This window comes from Streptomyces sp. NPDC030183 (assembly GCF_055573455.1).
Genome location: NZ_JBVIBK010000010.1, coordinates 55,620 through 73,892 on the forward strand (window position 1 = coordinate 55,620; position 18,273 = coordinate 73,892).

The following is an 18,273-nucleotide window of genomic DNA, read 5'->3' on the forward strand; positions in this document are numbered from 1 at the left end:
AGGACGGCGCTTTCGCGAGCGAGGGAGGAGCCGAGAGGACGCCAGAAGAAGATGTGGGGGATTGTGTGTGACTGCGTCTTCTTCTGTGAAGACAGTTAGCCAGTTCGTTATGCGGGATTACTAAATCGCTTCAGGTCTCCCGGCAGGCGCGTGCCGAGCGGCGCCATGTCGCCGTCCGCCCCGTGCCGCGCCAGAAGATCCAGAGCGAGCCGACCGCGCCGCACCCGCTCCTTGGCGGTGGACAGCGTCAGGTCGCGCATGTGGTGCCCGTAGGGGTAGATCCCGGGCGCCTTCGACAGGCCGAACTTCAGGTAGATCGGCGCGCCGCGCCGGATCAGCTCGGCGACCTCGTACATCCGCACGTAGCCGCCGAGGTCGTCGGGCGCCTCGATGTACATGTCCATCGGAGCGGCCGACACCCGTCGGATCTCGGTGAGGTGATCCAGCGTCAGATCGCTCGGCACATTGATCGAGTCGCCGCCGAGGTTCTCGTACACGGCGTACGCGGTCGGGTTCACCGGGCCGATGAGCGCCGAGACCTTGAAGGTGGTGTCGGCCGGCAGGATGCCCGCCTCACGGGCGCGGTGCAGCGTCCAGAGCACACCCTCGTCGGCGACGAGCAGGCACTTCACGCCCAGCTCGGTCGCGCGCACGGCGTCCTCGACACAGCCGGCGACCGCGTCGTGGCCCCGGGCGCGCAGCCCGCCGCCCTTGGAGTCGGTACGGGTGGAGCCGCCGATGTCCCACGTGCCACGCGGGCCCGTGAACAGGCAGAGCTCGATGTCCCGCTCGGCCGTCGCCTCCACCATCTCGGTGATCTCGGCGTCGGTGAGCATCCAGACACCGCTGCCCTGGCTGATCCGGTGGATCGGCACGTCGAGCCGCGAGGCCTCCTTGAGGACCACGCCGAGTGCCTCCGGGCCCTCCACGGAGGGCACCTCGGTGCGCCAGCGGCCGCCGCCCGGGAAGGAGTGCGGGGAGGCGTCGGCGGGGTCGAGAGCGGGTGCGTCCAGGCCGAGTGCGGCGAGCGCCTGCTCGCCGGGCCGGCGGGGCGCCGGAGCGTTGGTGTCGGTCACAAGCTGTCCTTCATGTTCGATATTTCGGACGGAGTTCGCGGCTCTTCGCACAGAGATCTTGGGGGTACGCCGGTACGGAGTAGTCAGGTACATCCGTACCGGCGTACGACTCAGGGGTGTGTCACGGCCGCAGGAGGACCTTTCCGACCTTCGGGTCGCCGGACCCCACCAACTCGATGGCCTCCGGGAACTCGCGCAGCGGCAGTTCGTGCGTGACGAGCGGCAGCGGATCGAGGAGCCCGGCTCCGAAGACCCGCACCGTGTGCGCCCAGGCGTCCGGCGGTGCCCCGAACACGGTGTGCACCTCCAGTTGCCGTACGACGAGGTCTGTCGGGTCGAGTCCGTCCGCGCCCGCGGCCGGGATGCCCGTCAGGACCAGCCGCCCGCCGCGCCGCAGCAGGGCGGCGGCGGTGACCGCCGCGTCCGCGGAACCGGCGGTCTCGATGACGACGTCGAAGTCGCCGGGCAGCTCCTCGCTCTTCGTGCGGAAGTCCGAGGCGCCGAACCGCCTGGCCAGTTCCGCACGGTCCGGGCGGGTGCCCACGACGAGCAGCTCCGCCGGCGAGGCCGCCTTCAAGAACTGAATGGCGAACATTCCGAGGGTGCCGGTGCCCACGACGGCCACCCGCTCCCCGGGGACCGCGTTGGCCTTGAGCGCGGCCGCCGCGATGCACGCCGCCGGCTCCAGCAGCGCAGCCGCCGTCAGATCGCAGTCGTCCGGGAGAACGTGCAGCAAGCGGGCGGGGAGCGTCAGCGTGGTGGCCATGGCGCCCGGCTGGGTGAAGCCGGTCTCCTCGTACCCCGCCGAACACAGCGTGGTCTCGCCCGAGTGGCAGCGGTCGCACACCTGGCAGTTACGGAAGCCCTCGCCGACGACCTTGCGGCCTACGAGACTCGAAGGCACACCGTCGCCGACGGAGACCACCGTCCCGGACCACTCATGACCCGGGACGAGGGGGTAACGGACGTACCCCTCGGGCCTGTTGCCCTGGTACACCTCGCGGTCGCTGCCGCAGATCCCGGAGGCGTGGACACGGACCAGTGCCTCGCCCGCCGCGGGCTGCCGGGGCTCGTGCGGGACGAGCCGGTGCTCGCCCGGAGCCTCGATGACGACAGCGGTGGCCGCGTCGGGCGAGGTGGTCACTGGGTCCCCTTGGGCTTGCGCTGCTCCCAGCCCTCGGCCCACAGGTCGAACCGGGCCTGCTGCTGCGGGAACTCCGCCGCCGCGTCCACGTCCAGTTCGACGCCCAGGCCCGGTTCGTTGGAGAGGTGGAAGCAGCCCGTCTCGGGGTCGACCTGCGGGGCGCCCTTGATGACCTTCTTGATGTCCGCGTCCGCGAAGTCGTTGAAGTGCTCCAGGATCTTGAAGTTCGGCGCGGTGAAGCCGACCTGGAGCGAGGCGGCGGTCAGCACCGGGCCGCCCACGTTGTGCGGCGCGACCAGCATGTAGTGGGTCTCGGCGGTCGCGGCCAGCTTGCGGGTCTCCCAGATGCCGCCGATGTGGCCGAGGTCCGGCTGGATGATGTCGACGGCCTGGCTCTCGAAGAGCTCCCGGAACTCGATCCGGTCGTGGATGCGCTCGCCCGTGGCGATCGGCATGTCCACCTTGGCGGCGACCTTCTCCAGCGCCTTCAAGTTCTCCGGCGGCACCGGCTCCTCCAGCCACGCGGGCTTGAAGGGGGCCAGTTCCTTGGCCAGTCGGACCGCGGTGGACGGGGAGAACCGGCCGTGCATCTCCAGCATCAGCTCGGCGTCCGGCCCGATGGCGTCCCGGACAGCCTCGATCAGCGAGACGGCGTACAGGCTCTGCTCGTGGTCCAGCTCGAAGTGGCCGGTGCCGAAGGGGTCGATCTTGAGCGCCCGGTAGCCGCGCTCCATGACTCCCTTCGCGGCCTTGTGGTACGCCTCGGGCGTGCGCTCCGTGGTGTACCAACCGTTGGCGTACGCCTTGACCTTGTCGGTGACCTTGCCGCCGAGCAGCTGCCACACCGGGACGCCGAGGGCCTTGCCCTTGATGTCCCAGCAGGCCATCTCGATGACGGCGATGCCGGACATCACGATCTCGCCGGCCCGGCCGTAGTCGCCGTACTTCATTCGCTTGACGAGATCCTCGACAGCGAACGGGTCGGACCCGAGAATGTGGTTGACCTCTGCCTCACGCAGGTAGCCGAGCAGGGCGTCGGTGTGGCCCAGCATGCGGGTCTCGCCGACTCCGGTGAGCCCCTCGTCGGTGTGCACCTGGACGTAGGTCAGGTTCCGCCACGGCGTTCCGACCACGTGTGTGCTGATTCCCGTGATGCGCACGGTGCTCCCTGTCCTTTATCGGTCTGTTCGAAATTTCGAAGCTCGTTCGAAATGCTGGCGCGACAGTAAGGACGACCCGGTCGGAGTGTCAATGGGTCGAACGCACAACGGTCTGTCGCGAAGGTCCCGAAGGTGGGCGATGATCAGGCATTAAGCCATCCTGACCCGCCAGTACACGAGGTTCCTACAGAACCTTCACAGGGGCGTCTGTCAAGGTCACCGGCGCGCCAAATAATCTTCCGGCGTCATGGACTACTGCCACCCGTGCCAACGGCACCTCAACGGCGCCCTGGCCTGTCCCGGGTGCGGCGCACCGGCCGAATCGGGCCGGGCGTACGCGGACATGTCGCCCGAACCGGACGACATCGCCGCGGACGAACGCGACGAAACGTCCGAGGGCGACGCCGAAGCGGACGCCGAGGACCGCGCGACCGCCCGCTCCCGGTCCGGCGGCGGGCGCGGCGACCGCGCGGGCCGACGGGACCGGCGGGCGGCCGCGCACCGCCGGCGGCGCAAGCGGGTGGTGCTGGTGGGGGCCGGGCTGGTGCTCGCCGCGGGCGGGCTGAGCCTCGCCGAACTCGGCATGGAGGCGCCGCCGTCGCTCCCCAACGCGGCGTCCGTGGACGACGCGGTCACGCCGTCGCCGGCCGACTCGGCGGACGGCGCCCAGGGCGGCGGCGACGCGGCGGAGGGGGCGGACGGCGCGAACGGCGCGGACGGAAAGTCGCCGAAGGAGTCCCCCTCGCCCTCCGCCTCGAAGTCCGGGAAGTCCGAGGACGGCGAGGGGGTCGAGGGCGAGGACGGACCCAAGGACCGTTCCGCCTCGAACGCCTCGGTCCGCCCGAGCGCGGCACCCCCCGCCGAGACGGCGGCCCCCGAGAAGCCCGACACTCCCAACCCGCCCCCCGACACGGACAAACCCACCCCAACCCCCTCCCCCTCGGAAACCTGCACCCGCATCCTGTGGTGGTGCTCGTAACCCCGAGGAACCCTTCACCGGGGGCGGCGGGAAGCCTTCACCGGGGGGCGGCCGTGGGGGCGTGGGCTGCCTGTGGGGCGGCATGCGGAGAGCGGTGATTCTCGCGAGCCCGTAGGTGAAGACGGGTTTTCTTGCGGTGCGTTGCCCGGAGAGCGGGGATTCCTGCGGGGCGGGGCGCGACGGCGGGGCTGCTGGCTTGCCGGGTTGCCGGTACCGGGTGACCGGGTGGCGCCGGGGCCGCCCACGGGTGCCCGGCGCGTGCCGGATGGCGTTCCTCTCGGCGGCCCTCGGAGGCACCTGGTGACGCTCCCCCGCGGCCCTCGTGGTCGCGCCGATGTGCGCCGCGAACACCTTCGTGGTGATCGTCCACAGCGAGGGTCCGCGGCGCGGATCGAGGGGGCGGGAAACGGGGGGCCGGGGATGTCAACACCGCAGGACCTGGGGCTTTTTCGTGGACGTAACGTGCGCCCCGGAGGGGGTCCCCGGCGGCCCCGACGGGACCCCGCGTTACTCAACCGTGACGACTTCCCTGCCGCAGCCCCCTTGACCCGCGGGAATTGTTAGCGCTCACAATGACCTCCGCATTCACCAGTCGGTTCCCGACGGCACCCGAGGAGGTACGAGCGTCGTGCCAGCAGTGCGTCAACCCCCTTTCCCCACCGGTGCCCTGGGAACGTCCGGAACCCCGGCGTGAAGCCGGCAACGCGGAGCGCTCCGCCCGCAGCGCAGGTCTTACCCGCAGCACAGGTCTTATCGGCAGACGACCGCCAAGGAGGTGCGGCCGTGACACACTCACCGCTCCGGCCGCCCACCATGGCGGACGTCGCCCGCCTCGCGGGGGTGTCCCACCAGACCGTCTCCCGGGTCCTGGGGGACCACCCCAACGTGCGGGACGAGACCCGAGCCAGGGTGCAGCGCGCGATCGAGGAGATGGGCTACCGTCGCAACTCCTCGGCGAGGGCGCTGGCCACCCGGCGCACCCGGACCCTGGGCGTGGTGGCTTCCAACACCACGCTCTACGGACCGGCCAGCACCCTGTTCGCGCTGGAGGAGGCGGCCCGGGCCGAGGGGTACCTGGTCTCGACGGTCAGTGTGCGCAAGCTCACTGTGGAGACGCTCTCCGAGGCTCTGGACCACCTCAGCGACGGCGGGGTGGAGGGTGTGATCGCCATCGCCCCGCAGCGGTCGGCGGTCGAGGCCCTCGCCGAACTCCGCCACCCCTTCCCGGTGGTGGCCGTCGGCACGGGGTCCGCCTCCTCGGTCCCCAGCGCCAACGTCGACCAGTACCTCGGTGCCCGGCTCGCCACCGGTCATCTGCTGGCCGCCGGCCACCGCACGGTCTGGCACCTCGCCGGACCCGAGGACTGGCAGGAGGCCGCGGACCGGGTCGCCGGCTGGCGGGAGACCCTCGAAGAGGCCGGCGTGGAACCGCCGATGCCTCTGAGGGGTGACTGGAGCCCGCTCTCGGGTTACCGTGCGGGCCAGGAACTCGCCGGCTGGGTGGGACGCGGTCTGACCGCCGTCTTCGTGGCCAACGACCAGATGGCACTGGGTGTGTTGCGGGCCCTGCGTGAAGCAGGGGTACGCACTCCCCAGGACGTCGCGGTGGTCGGCTACGACGACATCCCGGAGTCGGAGTTCTTCGCACCGCCGCTCACCACGGTCCGACAGGACTTCTCCGCGGTGGGCCAACGGAGCATCACCTTGCTCCTGGACCTGATCGAGGGCCGGGCTCCCGCGGGTCCGACCCGCATCGCCATCGAACCCCAACTCGTCGTACGGGCCAGCACCTACCCGTACGCCTCACCGTCCGGGACCGCCCCCAGCTGACCCGGCGCCCCCCACCTCGAACTGAACATCCCTCAGGACCCCTCAGTACGGCCGACATTTCGAACGATGATCGACAGGCTGGACGTCATGTGGCCGGTCCACCCAGTACCAGCAGGTCCACCCGGACCGGCTCTTCAAAGGAGAAGACACATGCTCAACAGAAGGAACTTCCTCACCGCGGCGGTCGGCGTGGCGGCAGCGACGGGCCTGGCGGCCTGCGCCAAGGACGACGGCGGCTCCAGCGGCTCCGGTGGTTCCGGTGGCTCCGGCGGCGGCAAGAAGATCACCCTCGGCTTCGCCCAGGTCGGGTCCGAGAGCGGCTGGCGCACCGCCAACACCGAGTCGATCAAGTCGGCGGCCTCCGAGGCGGGCATCAACCTGAAGTTCTCCGACGCGCAGCAGAAGCAGGAGAACCAGATCTCCGCGATCCGCGGCTACATCGCGCAGAAGGTGGACGTCATCGCCTTCTCGCCGGCGAAGGTCACCGGCTGGGACGCGGTGCTCCAGGAGGCCAAGGCCGCGAAGATCCCGGTCATCCTCACCGACCGCGGCGTGAAGACCAAGGACGAGTCCCTGTTCGTGACCCTGGTGGGCTCCGACTTCACGGACGAGGGCCGGCGCGCGGCCAAGATGCTGGAGAAGGTCCTGGAGAAGGCCGGACACAAGGGGAAGGTGAAGATCGCGCAGCTCGAGGGCACGCCCGCCTCCGACCCCGCGATCGAGCGCGCCAAGGGCTTCAAGGAGGTCATGGACGCCGAGCACAAGGACGACTGGGAGATCGTCGTCAGCCAGACCGGCGACTTCACCCGTGCCGGCGGCAAGCAGGTCATGGCGGCCTTCCTGCAGTCCAACCCGGACATCGACGTGCTGTTCGCGCACAACGACGACATGGGTCTCGGTGCCATCCAGGCCATCGAGGCGGCCGGCAAGAAGCCCGGCAAGGACATCCTGATCGTCACGGTCGACGGCGTGAAGGACGGCTTCGTCGCGATGTCCGAGGGCAAGATCAACGCCATCGTCGAGTGCAACCCGCTGCTCGGCCCCCAGCTGATGGACATCGTCAAGACGGTCCACGAAGGCGGCTCGGTCGAGCGCCGGATCAAGACCAAGGAGAGCGACTTCATGCAGGACCAGGCCAAGGAAGCCCTCCCCACCCGCAAGTACTGACCCGCACCTTCCGGCAGGGAGCCTCCGGCCGACCGATCCCCTCGGTCCCGGGGCTCCCTGCGGGCCTGATTTGAAATCCAAGAGGAGCGCTGCCATGGCAGAGCCACGGCCCGTCCTGGAGATGACGGGCATAGTCAAGGAGTTTCCGGGGGTAAGGGCTCTGTCGGGCGTCGACTTCCGGCTCTTCCCCGGTGAGATCCACGCGCTGATGGGCGAGAACGGCGCCGGCAAGTCCACCCTGATCAAAGTCCTGACCGGGGTCTACTCGCTGGACGGCGGCACGATCACCCTCGACGGGAAGTCCGTACGGTTCGCCAGCCCCCTCCAGGCGCAGCAGGGCGGGATCAACACGGTCTACCAGGAGGTCAACCTCTGCCCCAACCTGTCGGTGGCGGAGAACATCTTCATCGGCCGGGAGCCCACCCGCTTCGGCCGCATCCAGTGGAAGCGGATGCGCAAGGAGGCCGCGGAGCTGGTCGACCGGCTCGGCCTCGACATCGACGTCAGCGCGCCGCTGTCCGCCTACCCCCTGGCGGTGCAGCAACTGGTCGCGATCGTACGGTCGGTGAGCAGCGGCGACGGTGAGGGCCAGGGCACCAAGGTGCTCGTCCTCGACGAGCCCACGTCCAGCCTCGACCGCGACGAGGTCCTCGAACTCTTCCGCCTCATGCGGCGGTTGAAGGACGAGGGCGTGGCGATCCTGTTCGTCTCCCACTTCCTCGACCAGATCTACGAGATCTGCGACCGCATGACCATCCTGCGCAACGGCACCCTCGTCGGCGAGCACATGGTGAGCGACCTCGACCAGGTCGGACTCATCCAGCTCATGATCGGCAAGGAGCTGGACAAGCTGGAGGAGCTGCACGAGCACCAGCTGCGCGCGGATGTCGGCGAGACCCTGCTGCACGCCGAGGGACTCGGCCGCACCGGTGGTATCGCCCCGTTCGACCTGGAGATCAAGAAGGGCGAGGTCGTCGGCCTCGCCGGACTGCTCGGCTCCGGCCGCACCGAACTGGCCCGGCTGCTGTTCGGCGCCGACCAGCCCGACAGCGGCAAGGTCACCGTGGGTGACAAGCAGGTCCCGATGAACGCCCCCAACGACGCCATCGGCGCCGGGGTCGCGTTCTGCTCGGAGAACCGCAAGGCCGAGGGCCTGGTACCGGACCTGACGGTGCGGGAGAACATCATCCTCGCCCTCCAGGCGGCCCGCGGCTGGACCCGGCCCATCCCGGCCGCCCAGCGCGACGAACTCGTGGCCAAGTACATCAAGGCCCTCGACATCCGCCCCGCCAACCCGGAGGCCCGCGTCGGCCTGCTCAGCGGCGGCAACCAGCAGAAGGTGCTGCTGGCCCGCTGGCTGATCACCCAGCCCAGGCTGCTGATCCTCGACGAGCCCACGCGCGGCATCGACATCGGTGCCAAGGCGGAGATCCAGAAGCTCGTGGTGTCCCTCTCCGAGGACGGCATGTCCGTGCTCTACATCGCGGCCGAGCTGGAAGAGGTCCTCCGCCTCAGCCACACCATCGGCGTGCTGCGCGACCGCAAGCTGGTGGCGCGCCTGACCAACGGGCCGGAGATCACCACCAGCAAGATCCTGGAGACCATCGCGAGCGGAGAACACCAGTGAGCACCCCATCCGCAGCCACGACGCCCCGCTGGCGGGCGCTGACGCAGCACCAGCTGTTCTGGCCGGTCGCTTTCCTGGTGGCCCTGCTGCTCGTCAACGTCCCCTTCACCCCCGACTTCTTCTCGATCAAGATGACGGAAGGCCACCTCTACGGCAGCCTCGTCTCGATCGTGCTGTTCGGCTCGCCACTGATCCTGGTGGCGGTCGGTATGACCCTGGTGATCGCCACCGGCGGCATCGACCTCTCCGTGGGCGCGGTCGTCGCCATCACCGGCGCCCTGACCTGCTCTTACATCAGCGACCAAGCAGACCAGAACGCGCTGTCGGCGGTGTTCCTGGCCATGGGCGTCGGCCTCGTCGCGGCGGTGGTCTGCGGTCTGTGGAACGGCTTCCTGGTCGCCCGTATGGGCATCCAGCCCATCATCGCCACGCTGATCATCATGGTCGCCGGACGCGGTGTCGCCCAGCTGATCACCGACGGCCAGATCATCACCATCAACAGCGAGCCGTACAAGCTCATCGGCGGCGGCTACTGGCTGACCCTGCCCTTCTCCATCTTCATCGTCGCCGCCGTCGTGGCCGTCACCGTCGCCCTGACCCGCCGTACGGCGCTCGGCCTGCTCGTCGAGTCGGTCGGCGGCAACGCCGAGGCCAGCCGCCTGGTCGGCATCAGGTCCATGCGCATCAAGATCATGGTGTACATGTTCTGCGCCCTGTGCGCGGGCATCGCCGGTCTGATGATCAGCTCCAACACCTCGGCCGCGGACGGCAACAACGCCGGTCTGTGGATCGAGCTGGACGCCATCCTCGCGGTCGTCATCGGCGGCACGTCGCTGCTGGGTGGCCGGTTCTCCATCGGCGGAACGGTGATCGGCGCGCTGATCATCCAGACCCTGACGACCACGATCTACACGATCGGCGTCCCGGCCCAGATGAACCTGGTCTTCAAGGCCGTGGTCGTCATCATCGTCTGCCTGCTCCAGTCCCCGAAGTTCCGCGCGAAGGTCTTCGGCGCCAAGTTCGGGCCCAAGTCCGGTGCGGCGAGCGGCGGCAGTGCCGCCGCCGGGCCGGCGAAGACCGTCACGACCGCCGAGGCCGCCCCCAAGATGGAGGTGTCGTGATGAGCGCGACCACCCAGACCCCGACGGCGCCGGACAGCCGTACGACGCCGCCGTCCAAGCTCGCCACGCTGCTGGGCGACCGCCGGCTGCCGGTCCTGGTGACCGCCACGCTGTTCCTCGCGATGTACATCGCGGGCCTGAGCCGCTACCAGAACTACGGCTTCGGCGAACCGCAGGTCTTCCTGAACCTGTTCATCGACAACGGCTATCTGCTGGTGGCCGCCGTCGGCGCGACCTTCGTCATCCTGTCCGGCGGCATCGACCTGTCCGTGGGCTCCGTCATCGCCTTCACGACGATGTTCACGGCCTGGATGGTGGAGCGCCAGGGGGTGCCGCTGGTGCTCGCCGTCCTCCTGGCCCTGGGCGTCGGAGCGTTCGGCGGCTTCCTGATGGGCTACGTGATCGAGAACTTCGAGATCCAGCCCTTCATCGTGACCCTCGCCGGGCTCTTCCTCTTCCGCGGACTGTGCCTGGTCATCACCGAGGAGGCGATCTCGATCAGCGACGCCTCGGTGAGCACCCTGGCCCAGACGCGGGTGTCGCTCGGCCTGGGGGAGCTGTCGATCGGCGCGATCGCGGCCCTGGTGATCATCGGCGTCGCGTTCTACGTGCTGCACTACACGACCTTCGGACGCCGCGTGTACGCCATCGGCGGCAACGAGCAGTCGGCCATGCTGATGGGTCTCCCGAAGGGCCGCACCAAGATCGCCGTGTACACGGTGAGCGGCTTCTGCTCGGCCCTGGCCGGCCTGCTGTTCATGCTGTACATCCAGTCCGGTGACCCGCTGCACGCCATCGGTATGGAACTCGACGCGATCGCCGCGACCGTCATCGGCGGAATCCTGCTGACCGGCGGATCCGGCTACGTCATCGGCACGCTGTTCGGCGTCCTCGTGCTGGGCCTCATCAAGAGCATCATTCAGTTCGAGGGCACCCTCAGCTCCTGGTGGACGAAGATCGCCACGGGTGTCCTGCTGTGCGCGTTCATCCTGATCCAGCGCGCGATGACGGCACGCAAGAAGACCTGACCACAGGTCAGGCGCACGCAAGACGAAGCGGTCCGGCACACGCTCCCGTGTGCCGGACCGCTTCGTGCGTCCATGGGCCTGTCACGCCTCCAGCATGCGGCGCAGCAGGTCCCGCAGGGACTCCCGCTCCTCGGTGGACAGGGCCGACAGGGGCTCGCGGGCGAAGTGCAGGGACTCGCGCAGACCGCGGGCGACCTGGCGGCCCTCCGCCGTCGCCGCGGCCAGCTTCACCCGGCGGTCCTTGGGGTCGGGGCGCCGCTCGACCAGACCCCGCGCCTCCAGCCGGTCGACTATGCCCGTCACGTTCGACGGCTCGCAGCGCAGCTTGTGGGCGAGCTGACGCATGGGGAGCGGTTCGAGGGAAAGGAGGCCGAGGAGGCGGGCCTGCGCTCCGGTGAGGGCGTGCTCGGCGGCGGCGTCCTCGTACTCCGCGTGGTAGCGGGCCACGACGGTGCCGATGAGTTCGACGACCTCGAGGGTCAGCGGGTCGGCGCGCGGGGTCGTCCTCTGTGTGGCCATGCTCTCCAGGTTACCCCTTTACTTGACAGCATGAAATATTCAGGAGCATGGTTGTTTCAGGTACTGAAGTAACCGCACGGTATGTACACGGCGTGTACGACGAACGAACCGTACGAGCACACACCCGTAGGAAGGCCCCCCATGTCCGACACCTCCGCCCTCCCCGCCACCAGCCGCGAATGGCACCTGCTCAGCCGCCCCGTCGGCTGGCCGAAGTCCGAGGACTTCGCCCTGGTCGAGGCGGAGATCCGGCAGCCCGCCGCCGGTGAGGTCCTGGTGAGGAACAAGTTCCTCTCCGTGGACCCGTACATGCGCGGCCGCATGAGCGCCGCCAAGTCGTACGTCGCCCCCTTCGAGCTGGGCAAGGCCATGCAGGGCGGCGCCGTCGGCGAGGTCGTCGCCTCCGCCGCGGACGGCATCGCCGTCGGCGACCACGTGCTGCACTTCGGCGGCTGGCGCGAGTACGCCACCTTCGACGCCAAGCAGGCCGTCAAGGTCGACGCCGACGCCGCGCCCCTGTCCACCTATCTCGGTGTCCTCGGCATGACCGGCCTCACCGCCTACGCCGGCCTCCTGCGCACCGCCTCCTTCAAGGAGGGCGACTCCGTCTTCGTCTCCGGCGCCGCCGGTGCCGTCGGCAGCCAGGTCGGCCAGATCGCCAAGCTCAAGGGCGCCTCCCGCGTCATCGGCTCGGCCGGCTCCGACGAGAAGGTCAAGCTCCTCGTCGAGGAGTACGGCTTCGACGCGGCCTTCAACTACAAGAGCGGCCCCGTCGCCGAGCAGCTGCGCGAGGCCGCGCCCGACGGGGTCGACGTGTACTTCGACAACGTGGGCGGCGACCACCTGGAGGCCGCCATCGGGCAGCTCAACCGCGACGGCCGGATCGCCGTCTGCGGCATGATCTCCGTCTACAACAACACCGAGCCCGCCCCCGGCCCGAAGAACCTCGCCCGCCTCATCCAGACCCGCGGCCGCATCCAGGGCTTCCTCGTCGGCGACCACTACGACCTCCAGCCGCAGTTCGTCCAGGAGGTCGGCCCCTGGGTCGCCTCGGGCGCCCTCAAGTACCGCGAGACCGTCGTCGAGGGCATCGAGAACAACCTGGAGGCGTTCCTGGGCGTCCTGCGGGGCGACAACACGGGCAAGATGATCGTCAAGCTCTGATCTCGGCGTCGCGATCCCACCGACGCTCCGTTCCGCTCCGCACGGACGAGCCGGGCAGGACAGCGGTCTGTCTCGCCCTGGCGCCGGACGACCGGTCAGCCGCCGAGCGTGTGGCCGAACTCGGCGTCCTTCTCGGGGGCGCCGAGTTTCACGGGGCTGAGCGTGCCGGCGCCCGTCGTGGTCAGGCCGCTCGCGGAGCCGTAGAGGTTCCACAGGGCGCCCGAGTCGGCGAAGGCACCGTCCTCGCCGGGGGCCGTCGCGGTCAGGTCCGCCCTGCCGTCCTTGTTCAGGTCGGAGAGGCTCACCCGGCGGCCGAAGTCGTCGCCCGACTCGGAGACGCCCGGCACGCCGGCGGTGGACTGGTTGTAGGCGATCGCGCCCTTGCCGGTCATGCCGCCGGCGGCCTTGGACGCGCCCTTGAGCAGGATCACCGCGCCGGTCCCGGTGGAGGCGCCGAGGCTCTCGCCGGGAACGCCGACCGCGACCTCCGCCTTGCCGTCGCCGTTCACGTCACCGGCGCTGAGGGACGCGCCGAAGGCGTCGTCCGCCTCACTCGCCCCGGGCACCCCCGCGGTGGCCTGGGTGATGACCTTCTTGCGCGTGTCGCTCGGCCCGGTGGAGCCGCCGTACTGGATGGTGATGCTCCCCGGGGCGGAGTCGATGACCTCGGTGACGGAGCCGATGTCGCGGGTGATCAGGTCGCCGTAGCCGTCGCCGTCGACATCGCCGACGGTGCCGCTGTACGCCGTGCCGAGGGCCTTGGAGGTGTGGCCGACGCCGGTCCTCGACCCCTTCCAGAAGCGGGCCTCGTGCTGCATCTCCTCGAAGCCGTGCGTGGTGACGATGTCGTCGACACCGTCGCCCGTGAGGTCACCGGTGACGAAGGAGCGCAGACCGGAGGGACCGTCATCCGTGGTGATGCTGTCCTGGGTGCGCGTCCTGCCGTCGCGGGTGAACGGGCCGTAGTGGATCGTCATCCCGGAGACGTCCGGGTCGTCGCTCGGGTCGGAGTTCACGACGAGGTCGCGCTCGCCGTCGCCGTTGAAGTCACCGAGGGCGAACTCGGAGTACTGGTACGGCAGAACGGTGTTCTGGCCGGTGAGGCCGTCCTTGGAGCCCCAGAGCACGGTCGGCTCGCCGCCGTCGCCGCCGCTCGTCACGAGCAGGTCGGTGTACGAGTCGCCGTCGAGGTCACCGGGGAGCGTCTGGACACCGAAGGCGAAGGTGCCCTGGAGGTCGCCGGGGACGCCGGGAGTGGCCCGGCTGATCATCTGGTGGCGAGCCGTTCCGGGCCCGGAGGCCGTGCCGTACACGACCGAGACGTAACCCGCCTTCTCCACACCGTCGACGGTGCCGAAGGGCGCCGCGACCGCGAGGTCGGGGTGTCCGTCGTGGTTGAAGTCGGTCATCGGCGTGCGAGGCGGCACGGGCGCGGCCGACGCCGTACTGGAGGTGGCGAAGAGCGCGAAGGGGGCCGCGAGCGCGGTGACGGCGATAGCGGCGGTGAGAGTGCGGCGGGGCACTGTGCCTCCTGTGCGGAACGTGTGTGACGCAACGGGAGACGGACCACCGCGGGTGAAGGCTGTACACCGCGGGAACTCCGCGAGCACGGCGAGTCCCGAAACCGGGAGCGGGCCCCGTGACGCGCCCCGGTCGCGTTCGTTGCACACGACGGAGTCCGCACCCCTGGACGTGGGGTGCGGACTCCGTCGTGGTGCGGCGCTCCCGGTCAGGACACCGTCAGCAACGCCCGCCCCACCTGCGCGAATTCCCCCTTCGGGTGGGCGCGGAAGAGCGGCTCGGTGCCGAAGAGGACCGCGTGCGGGCCGCGGATCACGGACGCCTGCCCCGCCGCCGCTGCCGGCCCGCCGGCCCCGTCGCCCTGCGGCCGCCAGTGCCCGGACACCAGCGGGTCGCCGCCGGCGTACGACTGCTCGACGGTGACGTCGGGGCCGAGGCCCGTGAACCATACGGGCGTGTAGACGAAGGTGTGGCCGGGCGCGCCGCCCGTCACCGGTCCGCCCGCGTTGTCCACGCGCACCACACCGTTGGCGTCCCCGTTGCCCTCGACGGCCGTGACCTCCAGCAGCCCGGTGGCCTCGCTCAGCGCGGCACCGGCCGTGCCGCCGCCGACGAGGCCGTGGCGGGTGAGGAACCCGGTCAGCGCGGTGCGCGCGGACGCGTTCAGCCCGCCGTAGGAGAGGCCCGACGACACGAACAGCACATCGGCCCGCGACCAGTCGAAGCCGGCGTTGAGGACCGCCGTCGACACCGGGACCACGTCGAAGCCCATCTCCCGCAGCGCGAACAGCTCGCCCGCTGAGACGGCCGCGGCCACCCGGACCGGGCGGAGCGGAGTGCCGCCGGTCGCCCTGGTCGCCTCGAACACCACGTCGTACGACCGGGCGAGCGCCGTTGCCTTCCGGCGGGCCGAGGACGGCACGAGGGCACTGCCGTCGGCCGCCTGCCGCACCCGCACGCCGTCCCTCAGCAGGGAGTTGAGGGCGGCGATTTCCTGCGGGGAGTCGAGACGCAGACGGAGCGTCCCGCGCGGGGCCACCCGGCCGACGGGGGCCGCGGACCGCACCGGGCGCACGGGCAGCGCCGACACCCGGCCGCTCTCCGCCGCCACGACGGTCGCGCCCCACAGCCTGCCGAGACTCCAGCCGGAGATGTCGTACATCACCGACACCTTGTCGCTGATGTCCCGCCCGTCCGCCAGCAGCGCGTTCGCGAGACCGCGCTTGGCCTGGCGCATGTCGACGACGTAGGACCCCTTCGGGTACGTCCGTCCGCCGAGCCGGAAGCCGGCCCTGGCACGGGTGACGCGTATGTCGTTGGCGATCAGATGGTCGACGAGGCGCGCGGCGGCCGTCGCGGAGCGCTGGGTGCGACCCGCCGGAACGACGTACGCGCGGGGGAAGTCGGCCGTGTACACGTCCTCCGGGCCGATGCCGGGCACACCGGGGACGGTCTGCGCGGAGACCGGCACCTGGGCGGCGCCCGCGGCACCGCGGCGGAACACCTCGATCTGGTCGGCGAGGAGCGAGGACCGCTTCTCCCGCACGAAGCCGAGGGTGGCCTCCATGGCCGCGCCCGCCACGTCCACGTTGATCGCGGACCGGCGGCGCAGCTCGGCGACCGGCAGCGACTCGTACGCCGCGTTGTTGACCTGGAGCGGGATCTCCACGGTGTGCGCGGCGACCGTCCCGTGGAAGGCCGCGTACTGCGGGGTGAAGACCGGCGGCCAGTCGTCCCAGCCCTCCTCCGCGTCGCGGAAGGGGATCTGGGCGGGGTCCACGCCGTCCTTGTCGTGGGTGTAGCCGAGGCCGTTGACGGCGGCCTCCATGCGCAGGGCGTTGGCGTAGGTGTTCTTCAGGAAGAGGTCGTACTCGTAGTTCTCGCCGTGCGGGGGAGTGGTCGGCTCGATGAGGGTGCCGTTGACGTAGCCGTGCAGGTCGAGCATGACGGCCGGCTGCTTGTCGATCTGGATGCGGCGCATCGCGCGCACCTCGGGCTGCGAGGCGGTCACGAAGTCGCGGTTCATGTCGAAGCCGCTCGCGTTGGTCCGGGTGCCGGCGATCCGGCCGTCCGGGTTCGCCGTGATGTTGAAGTACAGCCTGCTGTGGGCCAGCAGGTCCTTCGTCCGCGTGTCCTTCGCCGTCGCGAGCCGCTCGATGAGCCGCAGCGCCGCGTCGGTGCCCTCCCACTCGTTGCCGTGGATGTTGCTGTTGAAGAAGACGGGCGTCTTGTACGTCCTCTTGAGCGTCCGGTCCTTCGCCGCCGACCGCGGGGCGTTCTCGATGAGTTCCCGCATCCTGGCCTGGGCGCGGGCCTGCCGGGCGGTCTCCGGGGCGGTCACGGTGACCAGGTAGAGGCGGTGGCCGCCGGCCGAGCGCCCCGCGATCTCCACGCTCACCCGGTCGCCGAGCGCCTGCAGGGCGTTCAGCTTGGGGGCGATGGCGTGGTACGGGGTGAGGCCCAGCTTGATGGATTTGTCGGCGGGGTTCTCCGGGTCCGGGGCGAGGACCTGCTCGCGGGGGTAGCCGCGGACGGCGCTGCCCGCGTCGTCGGCCAGGTCGGTCTCGGGTGCGGTGAGGGCCCGTCGGGCCGCGCTCGCGGGGGCGTCGGCCGCGCCCCTCGGGAGCGGGGCGCCCTCCCGCACGGTCGGCCGGGGGTCGGCGCCCGCGGGATGCGGGGCGATGAGCAGCGCGCCGGCGGTGACGGCGACGGCGGCGGCACTGGACAGCGTGGATCTCGGACCGGGTCGGGGTGGACGCACACTACCTCCTGGAGTGGGGGATCCTTGACGGCCGGTGAGCGGGTGGCGACCACAGGTGGTCTACCTGTTCGACTCGCGCGCAACAAGAGGGCCCCCACGTCACGGACGTCTCCAACAGGCGGGTGGCGTGGGCGTGTTAGGGGTGCGGGACGGGGATGCGACGATGCGGGTGCCGCACGACGCACGAAACCGTTCGAGAGGTACCTGGATGTCTGGTGAGACGCGGACGCACCGCGAAGTGGACGCCGTGACACGGTCGTTGGCCGGGCGGACGGAGCACGGGCCGTGGTGAGCCGCCCGGAAGACCTCTGGCTCCGCCGTTTCCCGCAGGCGGGAAACGCACCGACCGGCCCGGGCACGGTCACCGGCAAGGGCGCGGTCGCCGCAAACGTCACGGTCACCGCAAAGGGCACGGGCTCCGGCCCCGGCGCTGTCACCGGCGCGCGGTGCGAACTGGTCTGTTTCCCGCACGCGGGTGGCTCCGCCGCCTACTGGCGGCCCCTGGCCGTCGCCCTCGCCCCGGCCGTGGACGTGGTGGCCGTGCAGTACCCCGGACGGCTCGACCGGCTGCGCGAGGCCCCCGTCGAGGATCTGCACCTGCTGGCCGACCTGATCGCCGAGGCGCTGGGCCCGCCCGGCGACCGGCCCCGGGCGCTGCTCGGGCACAGCATGGGGGCCTCCCTGGCCTATGAGGTGGCCGTACGGCTCGCCCGGCGGCCCGGCGGCGAGCCGAGCCTGCTCGTCGTGTCGGCCCGCCGGGGACCGTCCGCAGCCCGCGGCCGCGACCGCGACTGGCCCACGACAGACGCCGAACTGGTCCGGAGGATCAAGGCGTTGGGCGGCACGGACGCCATGGTCCTCGACGACGCCGAACTACTGGAACTGGTCCTCCCGGCGCTCCGCGGCGACTACCGGGCCCTCGCCTCCTACGAGGACACCCCCGGCCGCCCCCTGACCTGCCCCGTGATCGCCCTGGTCGGCGACCGGGACCCGGCGGCCACCGTGGAGGAGGTCCGGGCCTGGGGCGAGCAGACCTCCGGGGACTTCCGCACCCAGGTGTTCGAGGGCGGTCACTTCTTCCTCAACGACCATGCCGGCGCCGTCACCGACCTCCTCCGCGGCCTGCTGGAAGCCCCATCCGGAGACCCCGCCTAGGGGTCATGCCTGCTTGCCTAA

General features: G+C 70.5%; 14 protein-coding genes. 8 read left to right on the forward strand and 6 right to left on the reverse strand.

Annotated elements, in window-relative coordinates:
- Positions 1 to 107: 107 nt before the first annotated feature.
- The 3 genes from ACZ4Z2_RS14010 to ACZ4Z2_RS14020 all read right to left on the reverse strand — a co-directional run bounded on the left by ACZ4Z2_RS14010 (position 108) and on the right by ACZ4Z2_RS14020 (position 3,380).
- Entirely contained in the window at positions 108 to 1,076 is a 969-nt protein-coding gene (locus ACZ4Z2_RS14010) for a hypothetical protein (RefSeq protein ID WP_468075588.1), read from the reverse strand.
- Between the two features lie 121 nt (positions 1,077 to 1,197).
- Positions 1,198 to 2,220 carry a zinc-dependent alcohol dehydrogenase gene (locus ACZ4Z2_RS14015; RefSeq protein ID WP_468075590.1) on the reverse strand — a complete coding sequence of 341 codons (1,023 nt, stop codon included), beginning with the start codon at positions 2,218 to 2,220 and terminating at the stop codon, positions 1,198 to 1,200.
- The gene (locus ACZ4Z2_RS14020; RefSeq protein WP_468075592.1) at positions 2,217 to 3,380 is read right to left on the reverse strand and encodes a mandelate racemase/muconate lactonizing enzyme family protein; all 1,164 of its coding nucleotides are present in this window, start codon (positions 3,378 to 3,380) and stop codon (positions 2,217 to 2,219) included. The genes ACZ4Z2_RS14015 and ACZ4Z2_RS14020 overlap by 4 nt, the downstream gene beginning before the upstream one ends.
- Positions 3,381 to 3,627: 247 nt before the next feature.
- On the opposite strand from ACZ4Z2_RS14020, the gene ACZ4Z2_RS14025 reads away from it, so the two are divergent.
- The 6 genes from ACZ4Z2_RS14025 (at position 3,628) to yjfF (ending at position 11,132) form a co-directional block, all read left to right on the forward strand.
- The gene (locus ACZ4Z2_RS14025) at positions 3,628 to 4,359 is read left to right on the forward strand and encodes an SCO2400 family protein (protein ID WP_468075593.1); all 732 of its coding nucleotides are present in this window, start codon (positions 3,628 to 3,630) and stop codon (positions 4,357 to 4,359) included.
- A 783-nt stretch (positions 4,360 to 5,142) separates the two neighbouring features.
- Positions 5,143 to 6,189, forward strand: coding sequence for a LacI family DNA-binding transcriptional regulator (locus tag ACZ4Z2_RS14030; protein WP_468075595.1), 1,047 nt, complete (start codon positions 5,143 to 5,145; stop codon positions 6,187 to 6,189).
- A gap of 150 nt (positions 6,190 to 6,339) precedes the next feature.
- A complete protein-coding gene (locus tag ACZ4Z2_RS14035; RefSeq protein WP_468075596.1) occupies positions 6,340 to 7,356 on the forward strand; it encodes an ABC transporter substrate-binding protein in 1,017 nt (338 codons plus the stop codon).
- Positions 7,357 to 7,450: 94 nt separating this feature from the next.
- Positions 7,451 to 8,983, forward strand: a complete 1,533-nt coding sequence (locus ACZ4Z2_RS14040; protein ID WP_468075598.1) for a sugar ABC transporter ATP-binding protein — start codon at positions 7,451 to 7,453, stop codon at positions 8,981 to 8,983.
- Entirely contained in the window at positions 8,980 to 10,104 is a 1,125-nt protein-coding gene (locus tag ACZ4Z2_RS14045) for an ABC transporter permease (protein WP_468075599.1), read from the forward strand. The genes ACZ4Z2_RS14040 and ACZ4Z2_RS14045 overlap by 4 nt, the downstream gene beginning before the upstream one ends.
- Complete coding sequence (gene yjfF / locus ACZ4Z2_RS14050) at positions 10,104 to 11,132, forward strand: galactofuranose ABC transporter, permease protein YjfF (protein ID WP_468075601.1); 1,029 nt, start codon at positions 10,104 to 10,106, stop codon at positions 11,130 to 11,132. The genes ACZ4Z2_RS14045 and yjfF overlap by 1 nt, the downstream gene beginning before the upstream one ends.
- Positions 11,133 to 11,213: 81 nt before the next feature.
- On the opposite strand, the gene ACZ4Z2_RS14055 is transcribed toward yjfF, so the two are convergent.
- A complete protein-coding gene (locus tag ACZ4Z2_RS14055) occupies positions 11,214 to 11,651 on the reverse strand; it encodes a MarR family winged helix-turn-helix transcriptional regulator (RefSeq protein ID WP_468075603.1) in 438 nt (145 codons plus the stop codon).
- Between the two features lie 141 nt (positions 11,652 to 11,792).
- Here ACZ4Z2_RS14055 and ACZ4Z2_RS14060 point away from each other — a divergent pair, with 141 nt between their 5' ends.
- Positions 11,793 to 12,815 carry an NADP-dependent oxidoreductase gene (locus tag ACZ4Z2_RS14060; protein ID WP_468075604.1) on the forward strand — a complete coding sequence of 341 codons (1,023 nt, stop codon included), beginning with the start codon at positions 11,793 to 11,795 and terminating at the stop codon, positions 12,813 to 12,815.
- A 95-nt stretch (positions 12,816 to 12,910) separates the two neighbouring features.
- Here ACZ4Z2_RS14060 and ACZ4Z2_RS14065 read toward each other — a convergent pair whose 3' ends face one another.
- Both ACZ4Z2_RS14065 and ACZ4Z2_RS14070 read right to left on the reverse strand, forming a co-directional pair.
- Complete coding sequence (locus tag ACZ4Z2_RS14065) at positions 12,911 to 14,338, reverse strand: FG-GAP-like repeat-containing protein (RefSeq protein WP_468075606.1); 1,428 nt, start codon at positions 14,336 to 14,338, stop codon at positions 12,911 to 12,913.
- A gap of 206 nt (positions 14,339 to 14,544) precedes the next feature.
- Complete coding sequence (locus ACZ4Z2_RS14070) at positions 14,545 to 17,097, reverse strand: M14 family zinc carboxypeptidase (protein WP_468075608.1); 2,553 nt, start codon at positions 17,095 to 17,097, stop codon at positions 14,545 to 14,547.
- Between the two features lie 288 nt (positions 17,098 to 17,385).
- On the opposite strand from ACZ4Z2_RS14070, the gene ACZ4Z2_RS14075 reads away from it, so the two are divergent.
- Complete coding sequence (locus ACZ4Z2_RS14075; RefSeq protein WP_468075610.1) at positions 17,386 to 18,252, forward strand: thioesterase II family protein; 867 nt, start codon at positions 17,386 to 17,388, stop codon at positions 18,250 to 18,252.
- The last annotated feature ends 21 nt before the right edge of the window (positions 18,253 to 18,273 follow it).

What these genes read in the sequence shown, in the direction of transcription:
- ACZ4Z2_RS14025 (WP_468075593.1), top strand. Translation starts at nt 3,628, where the DNA reads ATGGACTACTGCCACCCGTGCCAACGGCACCTCAACGGCGCCCTGGCC.
- ACZ4Z2_RS14035 (WP_468075596.1), top strand. Translation starts at nt 6,340, where the DNA reads ATGCTCAACAGAAGGAACTTCCTCACCGCGGCGGTCGGCGTGGCGGCA.
- ACZ4Z2_RS14040 (WP_468075598.1), top strand. Translation starts at nt 7,451, where the DNA reads ATGGCAGAGCCACGGCCCGTCCTGGAGATGACGGGCATAGTCAAGGAG.
- yjfF (WP_468075601.1), top strand. Translation starts at nt 10,104, where the DNA reads ATGAGCGCGACCACCCAGACCCCGACGGCGCCGGACAGCCGTACGACG.
- ACZ4Z2_RS14055 (WP_468075603.1), bottom strand. Translation starts at nt 11,651, where the DNA reads ATGGCCACACAGAGGACGACCCCGCGCGCCGACCCGCTGACCCTCGAG.
- ACZ4Z2_RS14060 (WP_468075604.1), top strand. Translation starts at nt 11,793, where the DNA reads ATGTCCGACACCTCCGCCCTCCCCGCCACCAGCCGCGAATGGCACCTG.